This window comes from Tenacibaculum adriaticum (genome assembly GCF_008124875.1).
In the GTDB taxonomy this organism is placed as follows: Bacteria; Bacteroidota; Bacteroidia; order Flavobacteriales; family Flavobacteriaceae; genus Polaribacter; species Polaribacter adriaticus.
Genome location: NZ_VNIA01000007.1, coordinates 1 through 15,752, shown reverse-complemented (window position 1 = coordinate 15,752; position 15,752 = coordinate 1). Strand labels below are relative to the sequence as shown.

At 33.3% G+C, this 15,752-nt stretch carries 12 protein-coding genes; 4 read left to right on the top strand and 8 right to left on the bottom strand.

Annotated elements, in window-relative coordinates; translation table 11 throughout:
* From C7447_RS13745 to kynU, 6 genes are all read right to left on the bottom strand, one after another.
* Positions 1-219: a DUF6500 family protein gene (locus tag C7447_RS13745; RefSeq protein WP_148871094.1), complete on the bottom strand. Its 219-nt coding sequence runs from the start codon at positions 217-219 to the stop codon at positions 1-3.
* Positions 212-1,654, bottom strand: coding sequence for an aldehyde dehydrogenase (locus C7447_RS13740; protein WP_148871093.1), 1,443 nt, complete (start codon positions 1,652-1,654; stop codon positions 212-214). Before C7447_RS13740 ends, C7447_RS13745 begins: the two co-directional genes overlap by 8 nt.
* 72 nt (positions 1,655-1,726) lie before the next feature.
* The gene (locus tag C7447_RS13735) at positions 1,727-2,131 is read right to left on the bottom strand and encodes a RidA family protein (RefSeq protein WP_211354929.1); all 405 of its coding nucleotides are present in this window, start codon (positions 2,129-2,131) and stop codon (positions 1,727-1,729) included.
* A gap of 93 nt (positions 2,132-2,224) precedes the next feature.
* Positions 2,225-2,743, bottom strand: coding sequence for a DUF1697 domain-containing protein (locus C7447_RS13730; protein ID WP_148871091.1), 519 nt, complete (start codon positions 2,741-2,743; stop codon positions 2,225-2,227).
* A gap of 27 nt (positions 2,744-2,770) precedes the next feature.
* Entirely contained in the window at positions 2,771-4,183 is a 1,413-nt protein-coding gene (locus C7447_RS13725; RefSeq protein WP_148871090.1) for an FAD-dependent oxidoreductase, read from the bottom strand.
* A 100-nt stretch (positions 4,184-4,283) separates the two neighbouring features.
* Positions 4,284-5,546 carry a kynureninase gene (gene kynU / locus C7447_RS13720; RefSeq protein ID WP_148871089.1) on the bottom strand — a complete coding sequence of 421 codons (1,263 nt, stop codon included), beginning with the start codon at positions 5,544-5,546 and terminating at the stop codon, positions 4,284-4,286.
* Between the two features lie 181 nt (positions 5,547-5,727).
* Between kynU and C7447_RS13715 the strand changes: the two genes are divergently transcribed.
* On the top strand, positions 5,728-7,098 hold the full coding sequence (locus C7447_RS13715; protein WP_148871088.1) for a hypothetical protein: 1,371 nt from the start codon (positions 5,728-5,730) through the stop codon (positions 7,096-7,098).
* Between the two features lie 60 nt (positions 7,099-7,158).
* Here C7447_RS13715 and serA read toward each other — a convergent pair whose 3' ends face one another.
* Both serA and C7447_RS13705 read right to left on the bottom strand, forming a co-directional pair.
* The gene (serA, locus tag C7447_RS13710; protein WP_148871087.1) at positions 7,159-9,051 is read right to left on the bottom strand and encodes a phosphoglycerate dehydrogenase; all 1,893 of its coding nucleotides are present in this window, start codon (positions 9,049-9,051) and stop codon (positions 7,159-7,161) included.
* Between the two features lie 135 nt (positions 9,052-9,186).
* Positions 9,187-10,008 (bottom strand): UbiA prenyltransferase family protein, encoded by an 822-nt coding sequence (locus C7447_RS13705; protein ID WP_148871086.1) that lies wholly within the window; start codon positions 10,006-10,008, stop codon positions 9,187-9,189.
* Positions 10,009-10,126: 118 nt separating this feature from the next.
* On the opposite strand from C7447_RS13705, the gene gcvP reads away from it, so the two are divergent.
* From gcvP to C7447_RS13690, 3 genes are all read left to right on the top strand, one after another.
* A complete protein-coding gene (gcvP, locus tag C7447_RS13700) occupies positions 10,127-12,982 on the top strand; it encodes an aminomethyl-transferring glycine dehydrogenase (RefSeq protein ID WP_148871085.1) in 2,856 nt (951 codons plus the stop codon).
* 241 nt (positions 12,983-13,223) lie between these two features.
* Positions 13,224-14,693, top strand: coding sequence for a serine hydrolase domain-containing protein (locus C7447_RS13695; RefSeq protein ID WP_148871084.1), 1,470 nt, complete (start codon positions 13,224-13,226; stop codon positions 14,691-14,693).
* 161 nt (positions 14,694-14,854) lie between these two features.
* Positions 14,855-15,643: a peptidase MA family metallohydrolase gene (locus C7447_RS13690; protein ID WP_148871083.1), complete on the top strand. Its 789-nt coding sequence runs from the start codon at positions 14,855-14,857 to the stop codon at positions 15,641-15,643.
* Positions 15,644-15,752: the final 109 nt, after the last annotated feature.

Sequence of the window (15,752 nt, the reverse complement as noted above, 5' to 3'; positions counted from 1 at the left end):
TTATGTATTGGTTTCAACCATCTTTTTAATCTTAACTGCTTTTTCAAAGTGATCTAATTGATGCGTTTTAATCCACCATTCGGCAACTTCCATTAACAGATCAGGATTATCATTTTTATTCTTGAAGAAAGCATAGAACGAAAGTCCGACATTCTCTCCTTTCTTTTCTATCTTCTCATCACAAATCCTGATTATTTTTTCCCGGATTTCTTTATTCATATTTTATACAAACGTTTTTGGGTTCGGTAAAAAAACGTAAAGCTTCAAAACCACCTTCACGTCCTACTCCACTTGCTTTTTGTCCTCCAAACGGCGTTCTTAAATCACGTAACAACCATGTGTTTACCCAAACAATTCCGGTATGCAAATTTTTACTCATTCGCATGGTTCGTTGTAAATTATTCGTCCATAATGTTGAGGACAATCCGTAGGTAACATCATTCGCCATTGCCAATACTTCTTCTTCCGAAGTAAAAGGCATAATGGTTACTACCGGTCCAAATATTTCTTCTTGATTTAATTTACACTGATTACTTTTTACCTCTATAACAGTTGGTTGTAAATAATATCCTTTTTCTGAACCTTTAACCTCAACTTTATTACCTCCTTGTAATATTTTTCCTCCTTCTTGTTCTACAATATCAATGTATGATTTTACTTTCTCTAAATGTTGTTTAGATACCAAAGCACCTATATTTGTATCAACTTCAAACGGATTTCCGATTTTTAATTCTGATACTTTTTGAACAAAATCTTTTTTGAATTTCTCGTAGATAGATTGTTCAACAAAAATTCTGCTTCCGCATAAACATATCTGACCTTGATTTGCAAACGAAGAACGAACCGTTGTTGCCAACATATCTTCATAATTACAATCGGCAAAAATGATATTCGGATTCTTTCCCCCTAATTCCAACGACAACTTTTTAAACATTGGCGCAGCCACACGTGCAATGTGCGCTCCTGTTTTAGTTCCTCCTGTAAATGAAATTGCTTTGATATTGGGATGCTCTACAATAGCTTGTCCTGTGGTAGTTCCTAATCCGTGAACAATGTTTAAAACACCTTTAGGGAGGCCAGCCTCGTTACAAATTTCACCCAATAAATACGCTGTCATTGGCGTAACTTCACTAGGTTTTGCTACCACACAATTACCGGCAGCAATTGCTGGAGCGATTTTCCAAGTGAATAAGTACAAAGGTAAATTCCATGGAGAGATACAACCAACCACACCAATAGGTTGACGCAAAGTAAAATTCATCGCGCCTAAACCAACACTTTCATGAGCCTCTGATGAAAACTGCGTAATGGCATCTGCAAAAAACTGAAAGTTTGACGACGCTCTCGGAATATCAATTGCTTTGGCTAAACTTAAAGGTTTTCCATTATCTTTAGCTTCTGCTTCAGCTAAAATAGCTAATTTCTGTTCGATTAAACGAGCTATATTAGAAAGAATTTTACTTCTTTCTGCTAATGTTGTATTTGACCAAGCAGGAAAAGCTTCTTTAGCCGATTGATACGCTTTTTCTACGTCTTCTTGGGTTGAATTAGGAATTTGACCATATACTTCACCAACTGATGGATTGTAATTATCAATCCACTGATTTTGAATTGGATTTACAAATTTGCCGTTTATGTAGTTTTTGATGTTCATTTCATTTATAGATGTTAGAACCAAGAACAAAGAATCAAGACCTCTTTGTCTTGTCTCTTGAATCTTGTTTCTCTATTCTTGTTTTTTGTAGGCAGTTACTTTAATCTCCACCACCAAATCTGGGTGTGGTAATTGATGAACCGCAACTGTAGTACGTGTTGGTCCGGTTTCTTTATCAAAAAACTCTGCATAGGCTTTGTTGTAGCCTGCAAAATCATTCATGTTTACCAAAAACGTAGTGACATCTACCACGTCTTTTAAACTAGCTCCTACTTTTTGTAAATTTTTATCAATATTTTTTAAAACTTCTCGTGTTTGTACCTCAGCATCTAACTTTTTGGTATTCATTTCATCGATCAATTCTACACCAGCAATGGTATTGTCTGGTCTACGAGAACTGGTTCCTGAAACAAAAATAAAATCACCCACCACTTTTACATGTGGATATGCGCCTCTTGGTGTTACTATTTTTTCCATAATTTTATATATGCCATTGCGAAACTCTATAAAAGTTGAAGCAATCTTTTTAAGAGATTACTTCGTCGTTTCTCTTCTCGTAATGACGGTTAATTATTTTGTTGCTAACTCCAGCAACTTTAACGTAGTTTTTAAGTTACGTGTGGTTGCATTGACTTTTAATTTATTTTCAAAAAAATTGTTATTTAGTTTTGTTGTGCCATATCCTCCTACAGCATTTACATATACTACTTCATCGATCAATTTAAACTCATCCTCTTTGGCATCAATTTCAATAGTTACTTGTGAAGGCTTTTGACTTAAAAACGTAAAATACTGTTGCTTCTCATCAACTGTTGTAAACGGATTGTTACCAATTGCATTTTTCCATTCTTGAATAGTTTTTACTAAAACCGGAACTTCATATCCGTACCTATCTTTTATAACCTTACATACATTGTGTACAACTTCTTCCTTACCTATTTGAGATTGTATCACTATATTTCCGCTTTGAATATACGTTTGCACATTTTTAAAACCCGCATCTTTTAAAAGTTGGCGTAACTCCGCCATGGGGAGTTTGTTTTTTCCCGATACGTTGATTCCTCTTAATAAAACTATATAAGTTGTCATTTTCTTTTTTTGCGTTAGTGATTGAAATTACTTCAACCCTGCTATTTTATCTTCTTCTAAAATTTCGTTTGTTTCTTCTTGCACTTTTTGTAAGATGATTTTTAATTCATCTTTGGTCATCTCCAACGAAGTTGACACCTCATCATCTGCGATTAAATTCAACAACGCTTTGTCTTGCGCTCGTCCTTTTTTCATTGCCTGTGCATACGGAATTTCTTCATTAAACGTAACCATAGAATATTTTGAAAAATACTCAGCTGGGAACGTTTTTTCTAAATCCATTTCAATTTTTCTTTTTTGTTTGAACAATGGATTTGCCACATGATCGCGCATTTCGTAATAATTATCAATCGCTAAATCGGCAATGGCATCTGTGTCTTGTTTTCTAGCTTTTTCATACGCTTTAAAAACAGTTTGCCAATCGCCTTCGTATTTATCTAAAATAGCGTCAAATACGGTTACATCTTCAAAAGAAGCGTTCATTCCTTGTCCGTAAAACGGAACAATCGCATGAGCAGCATCTCCCATTAGCAAAGTTTTATTTTGATAATGCCAGGGCGAACATTTTACAGTTCCTAACGCTCCTGTTGGGTTGTTAAAAAACTCATCTTTTATACTCGGAATTAATGCCAATGCATCTGGAAATTCTTTCTCGAAAAACTCAGTTATTTTTTCTTCGGAAATTAAATTGTTGAAGTTGTATTCTCCTTCGTCATAACTTAAAAATAGGGTTACGGTAAAGCTTCCATCTAAATTTGGTAACGCGATTAACATGTATTCACCACGAGGCCAAATATGCAAATGATCTTTACTGATTTGGTGTTTACCTAGTTTATCCGCTGGAATTTCTAATTCTTTATAACCGTGAGTTAAATAGTTTTGTGAATAACTAAACAAAAATTTCTTTTCTAAATAGTAGCTCTTACGCAACGCAGAACCTGCTCCATCTGTACCAAAAATAACATCTGCATCAATAGAAAACTCTTTTTTTGTTTCGTAACATTTAAAATGCGCTACGGTATTTTCGATATCTACGGATTTACATTTTTTATTAAAATGAATGTTTACATTTTCGTGTTTTTCGGCTTCGGTTAATAAAATTCCGTTTAAATCACCACGAGAAATGGAATTGATATATTCTCCTTCTCTACCTGAATAATTAGATGAAAATGTATTTCCTTTTGTATCGTGAATTAATCGACCATACATCGGAATACAAATCTCTCTTGCCTTATCCTCTACTCCAGCCAAACGGAGGGCTTTAAAACCGCGGTCGGACAATGCTAAATTGATAGAACGTCCTGCAGAAATATCGGTTGTTCTTAAATCTGGTCTGCTTTCGTATAGTTCTACTTTGTAACCTCTTTGCGCTAAACGCAAAGCCAAAAGAGAACCACATAAACCAGCTCCTATAATTAGTATATTATCTTGTTTGTTCATTTTATTTTATGTCATTGCGAAGCAAATTGTAATTTGCTGTGGCAATCTTTTATTTTTATGAAATAACTTCGTTGTTTCTCTCCTCGTTATGACGATTATTTTACAATAATCCTTTTAAAATCTCTACCATTTTAAATACATCTTCAAAACTATTATACATTGGTACCGGTGCACAACGGATTACGTCTGGCTCTCGCCAATCAGTAATTACATTATTTTCGGTTAGTTGATGATGTAAACTTTTATCAGCATTAATTACTTGAATAGACAACTGACAACCTCTTTCTTTTGGATTTGAAGGTGTAATAACTTTAATTCTATCTGTATCTATTTGATTGATCAAATACTCAAAATAACCTGTTAGTTTTTCTGATTTTTCTCTTAAAGCGTCCATTCCAACCTCATCAAACATATCTAACGAAGCTCTAATCGCAGCCATTGATAAAATTGGAGGGTTACTCAACTGCCAACCTTCTGCTCCAGGCATTACATCAAACGGTTGACGCATATTAAAGCGTGTTTCTTTATTATGATTCCACCAACCTGCAAAACGAGGTAAATCTTTATTATGAGCATGTTTTTCGTGCACAAATAATCCTGCCAAACTACCAGGACCTGAATTCAAATATTTATAGGTACACCAACATGCAAAATCTACTCCGCTATCGTGTAACTCTGGATTTATATTACCTGCTCCATGTGCTAAATCGATACCCACAAAACAATTTTTTGCATGACCAATTTCTGCGATTCTTTTTAAATCTAAAAACTGACCTGTATAATAATTCACACCACCAATCAACAACAACGCAATTTCGTCTCCTTGTTCATCCAGAATTTGCTCCAAATCTTCCATTCGAAGTAGTTCTTCTCCTGCTCTTGGCTTCCATTCAATCAAACCTTCTTGCGCATCAAAACCATGGAATTTTAATTGCGATTGAACTGCATATCTATCCGAAGGAAATGCATCACTTTCAATAACAATTTTATATTTAGTTTTAGTTGGCTGATAGAAAGACACCATCAACAAATGCAAATTGGTCGTAAGCGTATTCATCACTACCACCTCAATAGGTTTTGCACCAACTATTTTTGCCATTTTATCTGTTAAAAACTCATGATATGGCAACCATGGATTTTTGGCTTCAAAATGGCCTTCTACTCCGTAGTGAGCCCAATCATCTAGCTCTTGCTGAATGTATTTTTGGGTTTGTTTAGGTTGTAATCCGAGGGAGTTTCCTGTAAAATATAACCAGTTGTTACCGTTTTTATCTTTTGGAATATGAAATTGATCGCGTAAGTAAGAAAGCTTATCTTCTTTATCTAATTGCTGTGCGTATGCTAACGTGTTTTGGTAGTTCATCAAACAAAAAAATGATTGTTTTCAAATATAAAAAACTAAACATAATTATTTCTAACTTACCTATTTCTTTTCATGACTTCTTTTGGTGTTCTTATACCTTAATTAAAATCGTTTGTACCTTTTTAAGATAGTTTCATTCATTTAAAATTTAATTTTATAACTGAAATCAAATCATTTACCTATGAAAACTATTAAACTTTTAACTTTGGTATTTTCTTTTCTAATTGTAGTTTCTTGTAATGAAGAGAATAAAAAAGAGGTTTACTCTAAAAAAGAAACACTTGTAGAAAATTATCAATACCCTTCAGATTCCACAACTATTAATAAGTGGATAGCAAACAATAATTTTAATGCCATGTATAAACATAGTTGGTATATATGGAAACATTTAACCACACCTGTTGCAAATGGCAAATTACGTTATCAAACATGGTCAAGTCCGGCGCAGATATTAGAAAAAATGAATCATCCAGAAAAAAACATGGTATCTGGAATAAAATTCAAAAAACCTAATCAATTTAGTCATGCTAAAATCAAACAAACTGATTTTGACGATACTGACATTGTTGAAATTGTAGCTTATAATGAAGCAGCAGAGAAATATGCTGTAGACAATAAAATATTTTACATTTCAACTTTAAAAAAATTCCAAAAAGGAGAATATAGTCAAGTTCCAGAGTTTCCTGACGAAGCCATTACTATAAAACCTGTATACAAAGTTTTGACTCAAGATAAGTTAAGTACGGATGGTATTTATACAATGGCTGCATGGCATGGGCCTGAATATAAAAATAGCGGTTACCCTGAAAAAGAATGGAAGTCTTGTATTCATGTTAACACTAAAGAAAACAAATCAAATCCAAATGGAAGATTAGATTACAACTGTAATGATAAGAATGAAGATAACACTTACTTTTTAAATGACTTTATTCATTTTAAAATAGATCAAACATTGGCTGATTCATACAATAGTGAAAACACTATTAAGAATGACAACCAAAAAGCTCAGGCTGGTGATATAGCTTTATTGGTAGGTATGCATGTAGGAACAAAAGAAATTAAACGCTGGGTTTGGCAAACATTTTGGTGGTCTCCTATGCCTTTAACTCCATCTATTCCTAGTTCAGATGATATCGCATCCTCTAAAAATGGTATCGGATTATCAAAAGTTGCAAGCCATTATGCCATGGATATTGCTTACTCAATGATTATTCCTGCACAACCTTATATTGGTGGTGAAAATGAAGGTGAAATTGTTGTTGGCTTTAATCCTTATTTAGAATCTGGTTTTGGTACTAATGTGTTCAACACAAAAATGAGTTATGTAGAAAATAGCGGTACAAAAATAGCAACAAACCTTGGTGCTACTTCAAACTGTATGAGTTGTCATATGGCAGCTGCTGTACACACTAAAGGTAAACCTTCAAACGGTTATGATTCTCCAGATTATATTGGAGATAGATATTTGAGTTATAAAGACTCAATATTTAAAAATAGATTGATGTTAGATTTTGCATGGTCTATACAAGCCAATATAGATTCATTGAAATAAAGCCTTTCTATTCAAAAAATGCTTCCAAAAAATATTTGGAAGCATTTTTCTTTTAAAATATTAATAAAGAACTCTAAATTTTATTGTTCCTTCTACATCTTTTAATTCTGTAATTACATCTTGATTGTAATCTTTATCTAAATCGGTAATTACATAACCTACTTTAGCATCTGTTGATAAATACTGACCAGAAATATTCAATTCATATTCTGCTAACACTTTATTAATCTTAGCCATAATACCAGGAACATTTTTATGAATATGTAAAAATCGATGTGCGTTTTGCTGTTTTGGCAAACGAATATTCGGGAAATTTACAGCATCTACGGTATTACCAGAATTAATGTAGGCCATAATTTTACTCGGAACAAAATCAGCTATATCTTTTTGCGCTTCTTCGGTACTTCCACCTACGTGTGGCGTTAAAATTACATTCGGCAATCCTTTTAATTCGGTATAGAATTCACCATTTTTTCTTGGTTCTTCAGGATACACATCTACAGCAGCTCCTGCTAACTTTCCGCTCTTTAAAGCGGCAGTAAGTGCTTTTATATCCACTACAAATCCACGAGAAAGGTTTACCAAATGTGCACCATCTTTCATTTGTGAAATTTCTTTTTCACCAATATAATTTTTGTTTAATGAATTATCATCAACATGTAAAGTAACGACATCAGAAATAGCTAATAAATCGGCCAATGAATTCATTTTGGTTACGTTACCCAATGCTAACTTATCTTCAACATCGTAATAATACACATCCATTCCTAGTGCTTCTGCAAGAATAGAAAGTTGCTTACCAATATTTCCGTAACCAACAATTCCTAGTTTTTTACCACGCACTTCTCTCGAACCATGTGCTGTTTTATTCCACTGTCCGTTATGCAATTCTGTACTTCGTTGAAAAACACTACGCATTAACATAATAATTTCACCAATAGCAAGCTCAACCACCGAACGAGTATTACTATATGGTGCATTAAAAACAACAATTCCGTTTTCTTTACAAGTCTCTAAATCTATTTGTTTTGTTCCAATACAAAAAGCGCCAACTACCAATAATTTTGGAGCATTTTCAATTACTTTTTTAGTTACTTGTGTTTTAGAACGAATACCAAGAACATGTACATCTTGTAATTTTTCTATCAATTCGTCTTCCGATAAACTTCTAGAAACTGTTTCTACATTAAATCCGTCTTTGGTAAATTTTTCTAACGCATCAGGATGCACGTTTTCTAACAGCAAAATCTTGATACGGTTTTTTGGGTATGATATGTTTCTTGGCAAATCGTTTATATATAAAAATTCATCTAAATTAGGTGTAATATAATCAGCATTCTTTATTGTTTTAGCACGCGTTACATTTTCGGTATAGGCAAAAAATTTATCGGCAACACCAGCTTTTCTAGTTACTGCATCACTATAACCATCTCCTATTACCTGAATTTCTCCTTCTAAATTCAAATCGCGTAAGCATTGAATTTTTCCATCGTGTACAGATAATACATTTTCACGATCGAAACCTATGATTTCACCATTTCCGTTAAACTCAAACGTATTGGCAAAAACTCTTTCCGAAGGAATATTATATTCTGCAACAATAGGATCTATAAACTCTTTAAATCCTGCTGAAATTACATAAATGTTTTCTGAAAAACTCTCAAAAAACTCTCTATTTCTTTCTATAGAGTGAGAAACATGCTTTTTTAATTCTGTAATTAATAAATCTAAATCCGACTTTTTTGCATTCAGTAATTTAATACGTCGCTCTAAAGATTGGGTAAAGGATATTTCACCGTCAATTCCTAAGTTCGTAATGTTTATAATTTCTCGAACTACTTCCTCTTTTTTGGGATTACCAACTAACGTAATTTCTGCTAAAACATCTAACGCTTCAACTCTAGTTAACGTACTGTCAAAATCAAAAATAAAATTTCTTTTGGGTTTGCTCATTATTAAAAGCTGATTTTTACACTCGAAAAATACGACCATTTTTACAGAAAATCTACTACAGAGAAAAGAATTATCAACCTTTTACGAAATCATTTTCTAATCTGCTTTTAAATTGGTGAAGTGATAAAAATTGATTTAATTTTTAAGAATTACTAAAAGTAAAACATACCAAAAAATTGGAATTGCTTCTACCCAAAAGGATGTGTAATATTTAGTTTGCTTCCTTTTAGCTCTTTGTAAAAAAACCAATAAAACAAAAAATACTATTAAAAAAGTAGTTTTGAAATTTGAATTTGGCGAAATAAAAAACTCGATGATCATGGTTATTGCTAGTAAAATAAATCCTAACTTTTTTGCGCGTTCTACACCTAATAATTGCGGAAGCGTTTGCAATTGTTTTTGATCAAATTGTAAATCTCTAATATCAAACGGAAGGGTAAGTACAATTACAAACAATATACGTTGAATGAACTGTAAAACAACTTTAGAATTAATTGGTAATTCGGCATCTAAAACAGGTAACAAAACAGTAGTTCCTGCCCAAACCAAAGCGATTACCATAATTTTTAAAGAAGCAACGTTTCGTAGGTTTTTGGTTAATCCTTTTAAAAACGGAATTGCGTAAAGTAATGTTAAAACTCCGAAAGGAATAAAAAACAGTAATGTATTTAGCTTAAGTTGCCTTCCGTAAAACAGCATCAACACAAAACAGATCAACGAAAAAACCTGAATAATTTTTAAATTCTCTGTCAAACTTCTATGATGTAACTTAGCTACACCAGCATATTTAATAAAGTTATAACCAGTAATTGTTCCGTAAAAAATAAAATAGTCTAACGGTTCATTATACGAAAGATTAAAATACACCTCTGTAATACGCACCAAAGCATATACTGCTAATGCTACATGAATACTTGAGTTTATGTAAAAGTCGAAAAGTGTTTTTAAAAGCTTCACTCGGCAAAAGTAATCTTTTGTTCATAACCATTCAAAACAGTTAATAAATTACATTTTAGAAGTCTAAAAACTCTCCTAATTTCATTATTTTTGAACCACTAAATAACAAACAACACAAATGAATACAAATTTGTTTCAACTACGCCATATTGGACCTCGTACCAATGAGCAGGAAACTATGCTGAAAACTATCAGTGTTGATAGTTTGGATCAATTAATTTATGAGACTATTCCAGATGATATTCGCTTAGCAAGTAAGTTAAATTTAGCTCCTGCTATGAGCGAGTACGAATACTTAAATCACATTAACGAGTTAGCTGCTAAAAACAACGTTTTTAAAAGTTATATCGGTTTAGGATATCATGAAGCCATCGTGCCTAGCGTTATTCAAAGAAATATTTTAGAAAACCCAGGATGGTATACGGCTTACACACCTTACCAAGCAGAAATTGCACAAGGTCGTTTAGAAGCTTTGTTAAATTACCAAACTATGGTTTGCGATTTAACAGGAATGGAATTAGCCAACGCGTCTTTATTAGATGAAGGAACAGCTGCTGCTGAAGCAATGGCTTTATTGTTTGATGTTCGTGAGCGTGCAAAGAAAAAAGCGGGTGCTAATAAATTCTTTATTTCTGAAGAAATTTTACCACAAACCTTATCAGTTCTACAAACACGTGCAATTCCTATTGGCATTGAATTAGTTATTGGAGATCATACTAAATTTAATTTTGAAGATGATTTCTTCGGAGCAATTTTACAATACCCTGGAAAACACGGACAGGTATATAATTATGCTGATTTTGTAACAGCTGCAAACGAAAAAGATATTAAAGTGGCTGTAGCCGCTGATATTTTATCTTTGGCTAAATTAAAAGCTCCTGGAGAATTTGGCGTAGACGTTGTTGTAGGAACCACTCAGCGTTTCGGGATTCCGTTAGGTTATGGTGGTCCTCACGCAGGTTATTTCGCTACCAAAGATGAATACAAACGTAGTATTCCTGGACGTATTATTGGTGTCACTAAAGATGTAGATGGAGGTCGTGCATTACGTATGGCTTTACAAACTCGAGAGCAACATATAAAGCGCGAACGAGCAACTTCTAATATTTGTACTGCACAAGTTTTACTTGCTGTTATGGCAGGAATGTACGCGGTATACCATGGAAAAGACGGAATTGAATTTATTGCCAATAAAGTTCATACAACAGCAACAACCTTAGCAGCTTCTTTAAACAGGTTAGGTTTCAAAAATAAAAACACATCGTATTTCGATACTTTATTAATAGAAGTTGAAGCTGACATATTACGTCCGGTTGCAGAAAACAATAAAATAAACTTTAATTACATCGACAAAAACCATGTTTCTATTTCATTAAACGAAACTGTTGGTTTAGGAGAAATTAATGATATTGTAGATTGTTTTGAACAAGCTTTTAATATTAAGGACATTATTGTTACAGAGTTTGTTACCGAAGATGCAATTCCTTCAGCAATTAAAAGAAATACGTCATTTTTAGACAATGATGTATTTAACACGTATCAATCGGAAACAGATATGATGCGTTATATTAAAAAATTAGAGCGTAAAGATTTAGCCTTAAATCATTCAATGATCTCTTTAGGTTCTTGTACCATGAAGTTAAATGCAGCTTCAGAAATGTTACCTTTAAGTAATCCGCAGTGGGGAAATATACATCCATTTGTTCCTTTAAATCAAGCAGAAGGCTACCAAGCAGTCTTAAAAAACTTAGAACATCAATTGAATGTTGTTACTGGTTTTGCAGCTACTTCTTTACAACCTAATTCGGGTGCACAAGGAGAATTTGCTGGTTTAATGGTTATTAGAGCGTATCATCAAGCCAATGGAGATAATCACAGAAATATCTGTTTAATTCCTGCATCGGCACACGGTACCAATCCTGCATCTGCAGTTATGGCGGGTATGAAAGTAGTGGTTACAAAGACAGATGAAAAAGGAAATATTGATGTAGCTGACTTACGTGAAAAAGCTGAAAAACATAAAGATAATTTAGCTGCTTTAATGGTAACCTATCCTTCTACTCACGGAGTGTACGAAAAAGCCATTAAAGAGGTAACTAAAATCATTCATGATAACGGCGGACAAGTATATATGGACGGTGCGAACATGAATGCTCAAGTAGGCTTAACCAATCCTGCAACTATTGGTGCCGATGTTTGCCACTTAAACTTACACAAAACCTTTGCCATTCCTCATGGTGGTGGTGGACCTGGAGTTGGACCAATTTGTGTAGCTCCACAATTGGTTCCGTTTTTGCCAACCAATCCTGTTGTGGCTACTGGAGGAGAAAATGCTATAACCGCAATTTCTGCTGCTCCTTGGGGTTCTGCTTTAGCCTGTTTAATTTCTTACGGATATATTACCATGTTAGGTGCCGATGGATTAACCAACTCAACCAAAAATGCCATCTTAAACGCAAACTATATTAAAGAGCGTTTACAAGGTCATTTTAGCACATTGTATACAGGTGAAATGGGACGTGCTGCACACGAAATGATTTTAGACTGTCGTGCTTTTAAAGAAAAAGGAATTGAGGTGGTAGACATTGCTAAGCGTTTAATGGACTACGGTTTCCACGCACCTACGGTATCTTTCCCGGTAGCAGGAACCATTATGGTTGAACCAACTGAAAGTGAAAGTTTAGCTGAGTTAGATCGTTTTTGTGATGCGCTGATCTCTATTAGAAAAGAAATTGATACAGCTACTAAAGATGATACTAACAACGTGTTAAAAAATGCTCCTCATACGCAAGAAATGCTTACTTCGGATGTTTGGAATTTACCATACACACGTAAACAAGCAGCTTTTCCATTAAGTTATATTGCGGATAATAAATTTTGGCCTTCTGTACGAAGAGTGGATGATGCCTACGGAGATCGTAATTTAATTTGTTCTTGTAATCCTATTGAAGATTATATGGAAACTGAAGCTTAATTATCATCAACATACATTTTTAAAAAACCTCGCCTTTGGTGAGGTTTTTTAGTTTCGTCATTTTTTAAACTATATTTAAATCGAAGATTCTGTAAAGTGGATATAAGAACCCTAATGTTCTTATATCCCAAAATATTAACCCATAAAACAATATATTTGTTTGCATATAACCAGTTGGCAATAATTATGACCAGCCTTATGTAACACAACCAAAACCGAATCGTCTCATAATAAACAACCAATGAAAAATATTATATATTTCCTATTACTTACAGCGGCAATTTCAAGTTGTCAATCAAACAAAAATGAATTAACCAAACAAAAAGATTATAGCTTTCTTACTGACAGTCTAAAGATTGACAAACAATTAGAAAGTTATAAACTTTCAGGGTTTAGTCTTGTAGTGTTTGAAAATTATGAGATAGTTTATTCAAACCAGTTTGGACTTAAATTAGCAAATTCTGACGAAAAAATAGACGGTAAAACAGCATTTTCTACGGCATCAATTTCAAAACCAATAACCGCACTTCTATGTTTTATACTAGAGGAAAAAGGGTTAATCGATTTAGATGAACCTATAGACAACTATCTTAAACGTTGGCATTTGCCTAAAAGCCAATTTACTGAAATCAAAAATCCGACTTGGAAACAATTTTTAAATCATACGGCTGGAACAAGCCAACACGGTTTTGCAGACTTTTACGAAGGAGATACAATTCCCACAATAAAACAAAGTCTTTTAGGGGAATTACCACGATATGACAAAGAAATTGAGTTTTTATTTACACCAGGAACAAGTTGGTCATATAGTGGAGGCGGTTATGTTATTGTTCAAATGGCATTAGAGGACACTTTAAATAAGTCGATTGCAGAACTTGCAGATGAATACATATTCTCACCTCTCGACTTGAAAAACACAACAATGATTCAGCCCAACCAAAAAGGATTTTTAACGAATGTCGCTCTTGTTCACGACAAGGACAACAAGGTTATAAAAACAGGTTTGCCAATAACACCCCAAGTTGCACCTTCAGGGTTATGGTCAACACCAACGGATTTAGCCAAACTAACCATAGAAATACAAAATGCCTTACGAAATAAAGAAAACAAAGTAATTTCACATAATGTTGCCAAAAATGTAATAGAAGTTACAGCCTTGAAAGATGCAGTCGGAGGTTGGAGTTATGGATGGCAAAGGTCTTTTGGTTTTGATAACTACGACTGGTTTATGTGCAATGGTTCCAATACTGGAGTTGGTGGCGATATTTTTGCCACTACAACAGATGGGAATGGTTTTGTTTTTCTTGCCAATGGAGAAAAACCAAATCGTTTTCCAGTCATTGACGAAACTCGAAAAAATCTCTTAACTCTTTTGAATTGGAAGAGAGAATTACCAAAAGAGGAAACGCAAGAAATCCCAAATGAACTAAAAGAAAATCTGAAAGGAAATTACGAAGACTTTCTTTACGGACAAGGAATGCCCACCAAAATTATACAAAGGAATAACCGCCTTTACGTAGAATCCCCATTCTTTGAACATTTTAAAGGACAAAAAGATAGTGAAATGGTTTACTTGAAAAATGGAATATTTAAAATCATTGACTATCCAAATTTCTTAACATTCAACATAAAAGATGAAAAACCAAACTCTGTAATTTTAACAAGAGACAATCTGAATGTTGAAATTCAATTAAACCCCAGCGAGAAATAACTATTGCCAACACGGTGTATAAGTAATAGCTGTTTAAGTGATAAAACGAAAGTATAAACATAAAAACAAAAGTCTGTGCTAAACTGGAAAGTTAGTGCATAAAAATCCGCTACTACTCATACACTAGACCGTTGTAGGTAATTAAAAATCAAAATCAGTAAATGAAATTAGGAAAAATAATAATCATACTTTTAACAGGTTTTATTGTTAGTTGCTCAAGTAAATCTGAAAAAAATGAGGAATGGACGGAAATTACACGAGAGAAAAAAACGATTGATAACATAACTTATTATTTCTCCTCCAAGATTGATATTTCTAGAAGAAACTCTGCGATTGAAGAGTGCCAAAATTCCATTACCGAAAATCTAAAATTGATTAAAGAAACTGATTTTACAAATGAAATGGATATTGAGTTCTTGGAATCTAGAACAGAAATGTTAAAATATACCGGAATGGGAGCCCAAGGAATGGCTTTTCCTGATAGAAATACTTTTTTTACTTTATTAAAAGATAAAGGTTCGCCGATTAAACACGAGATGATGCATATGATAACGATGTATAAATGGGGAACTCCGCCCGAAACATCGACTTGGATGAATGAAGGACTTGCAACTTATGCTGGTGGAACTTGCTCTGAATATTCCTTATCAGAAATTTATAAATATTTTATCCAAAGTGAAAAAGTGATAACTATGAACAATCTAGCTGATAATTTTTATGGAAATCCTGATATGATAGCTTATACTCAAAGTGCTTTTGTATGTAAGTTTTTGATTGATAATTATGGCTTGGAAAAATTTATATTATTATGGAAAAAAGGGTTTAACGAATTACAATCAATTTACGGTTTTAATAATAAACAATTAGAAATAAATTTATCAGAATTTGTAAATAAAAAACACCCAACTGAAATTGAATTTAATTGGGAGGAATTTAATAAAGGATGTTAAAATAACTACCTACTACAAAGAACTGAGGTAAAAAACAAGTAAATTTTACACTTTTTTAAACCAAAGTACTTTTATAATTTGCATCATAAGGCAATCCGCTTTTTACAAT

Bases quoted from the DNA above. Each gene is read 5' to 3' on its own strand.
- C7447_RS13745 (WP_148871094.1), bottom strand. From the start codon at position 219: ATGAATAAAGAAATCCGGGAAAAAATAATCAGGATTTGTGATGAGAAG.
- C7447_RS13740 (WP_148871093.1), bottom strand. From the start codon at position 1,654: ATGAACATCAAAAACTACATAAACGGCAAATTTGTAAATCCAATTCAA.
- C7447_RS13735 (WP_211354929.1), bottom strand. From the start codon at position 2,131: ATGGAAAAAATAGTAACACCAAGAGGCGCATATCCACATGTAAAAGTG.
- C7447_RS13730 (WP_148871091.1), bottom strand. From the start codon at position 2,743: ATGACAACTTATATAGTTTTATTAAGAGGAATCAACGTATCGGGAAAA.
- C7447_RS13725 (WP_148871090.1), bottom strand. From the start codon at position 4,183: ATGAACAAACAAGATAATATACTAATTATAGGAGCTGGTTTATGTGGT.
- kynU (WP_148871089.1), bottom strand. From the start codon at position 5,546: ATGAACTACCAAAACACGTTAGCATACGCACAGCAATTAGATAAAGAA.
- C7447_RS13715 (WP_148871088.1), top strand. From the start codon at position 5,728: ATGAAAACTATTAAACTTTTAACTTTGGTATTTTCTTTTCTAATTGTA.
- serA (WP_148871087.1), bottom strand. From the start codon at position 9,051: ATGAGCAAACCCAAAAGAAATTTTATTTTTGATTTTGACAGTACGTTA.
- gcvP (WP_148871085.1), top strand. From the start codon at position 10,127: ATGAATACAAATTTGTTTCAACTACGCCATATTGGACCTCGTACCAAT.
- C7447_RS13695 (WP_148871084.1), top strand. From the start codon at position 13,224: ATGAAAAATATTATATATTTCCTATTACTTACAGCGGCAATTTCAAGT.
- C7447_RS13690 (WP_148871083.1), top strand. From the start codon at position 14,855: ATGAAATTAGGAAAAATAATAATCATACTTTTAACAGGTTTTATTGTT.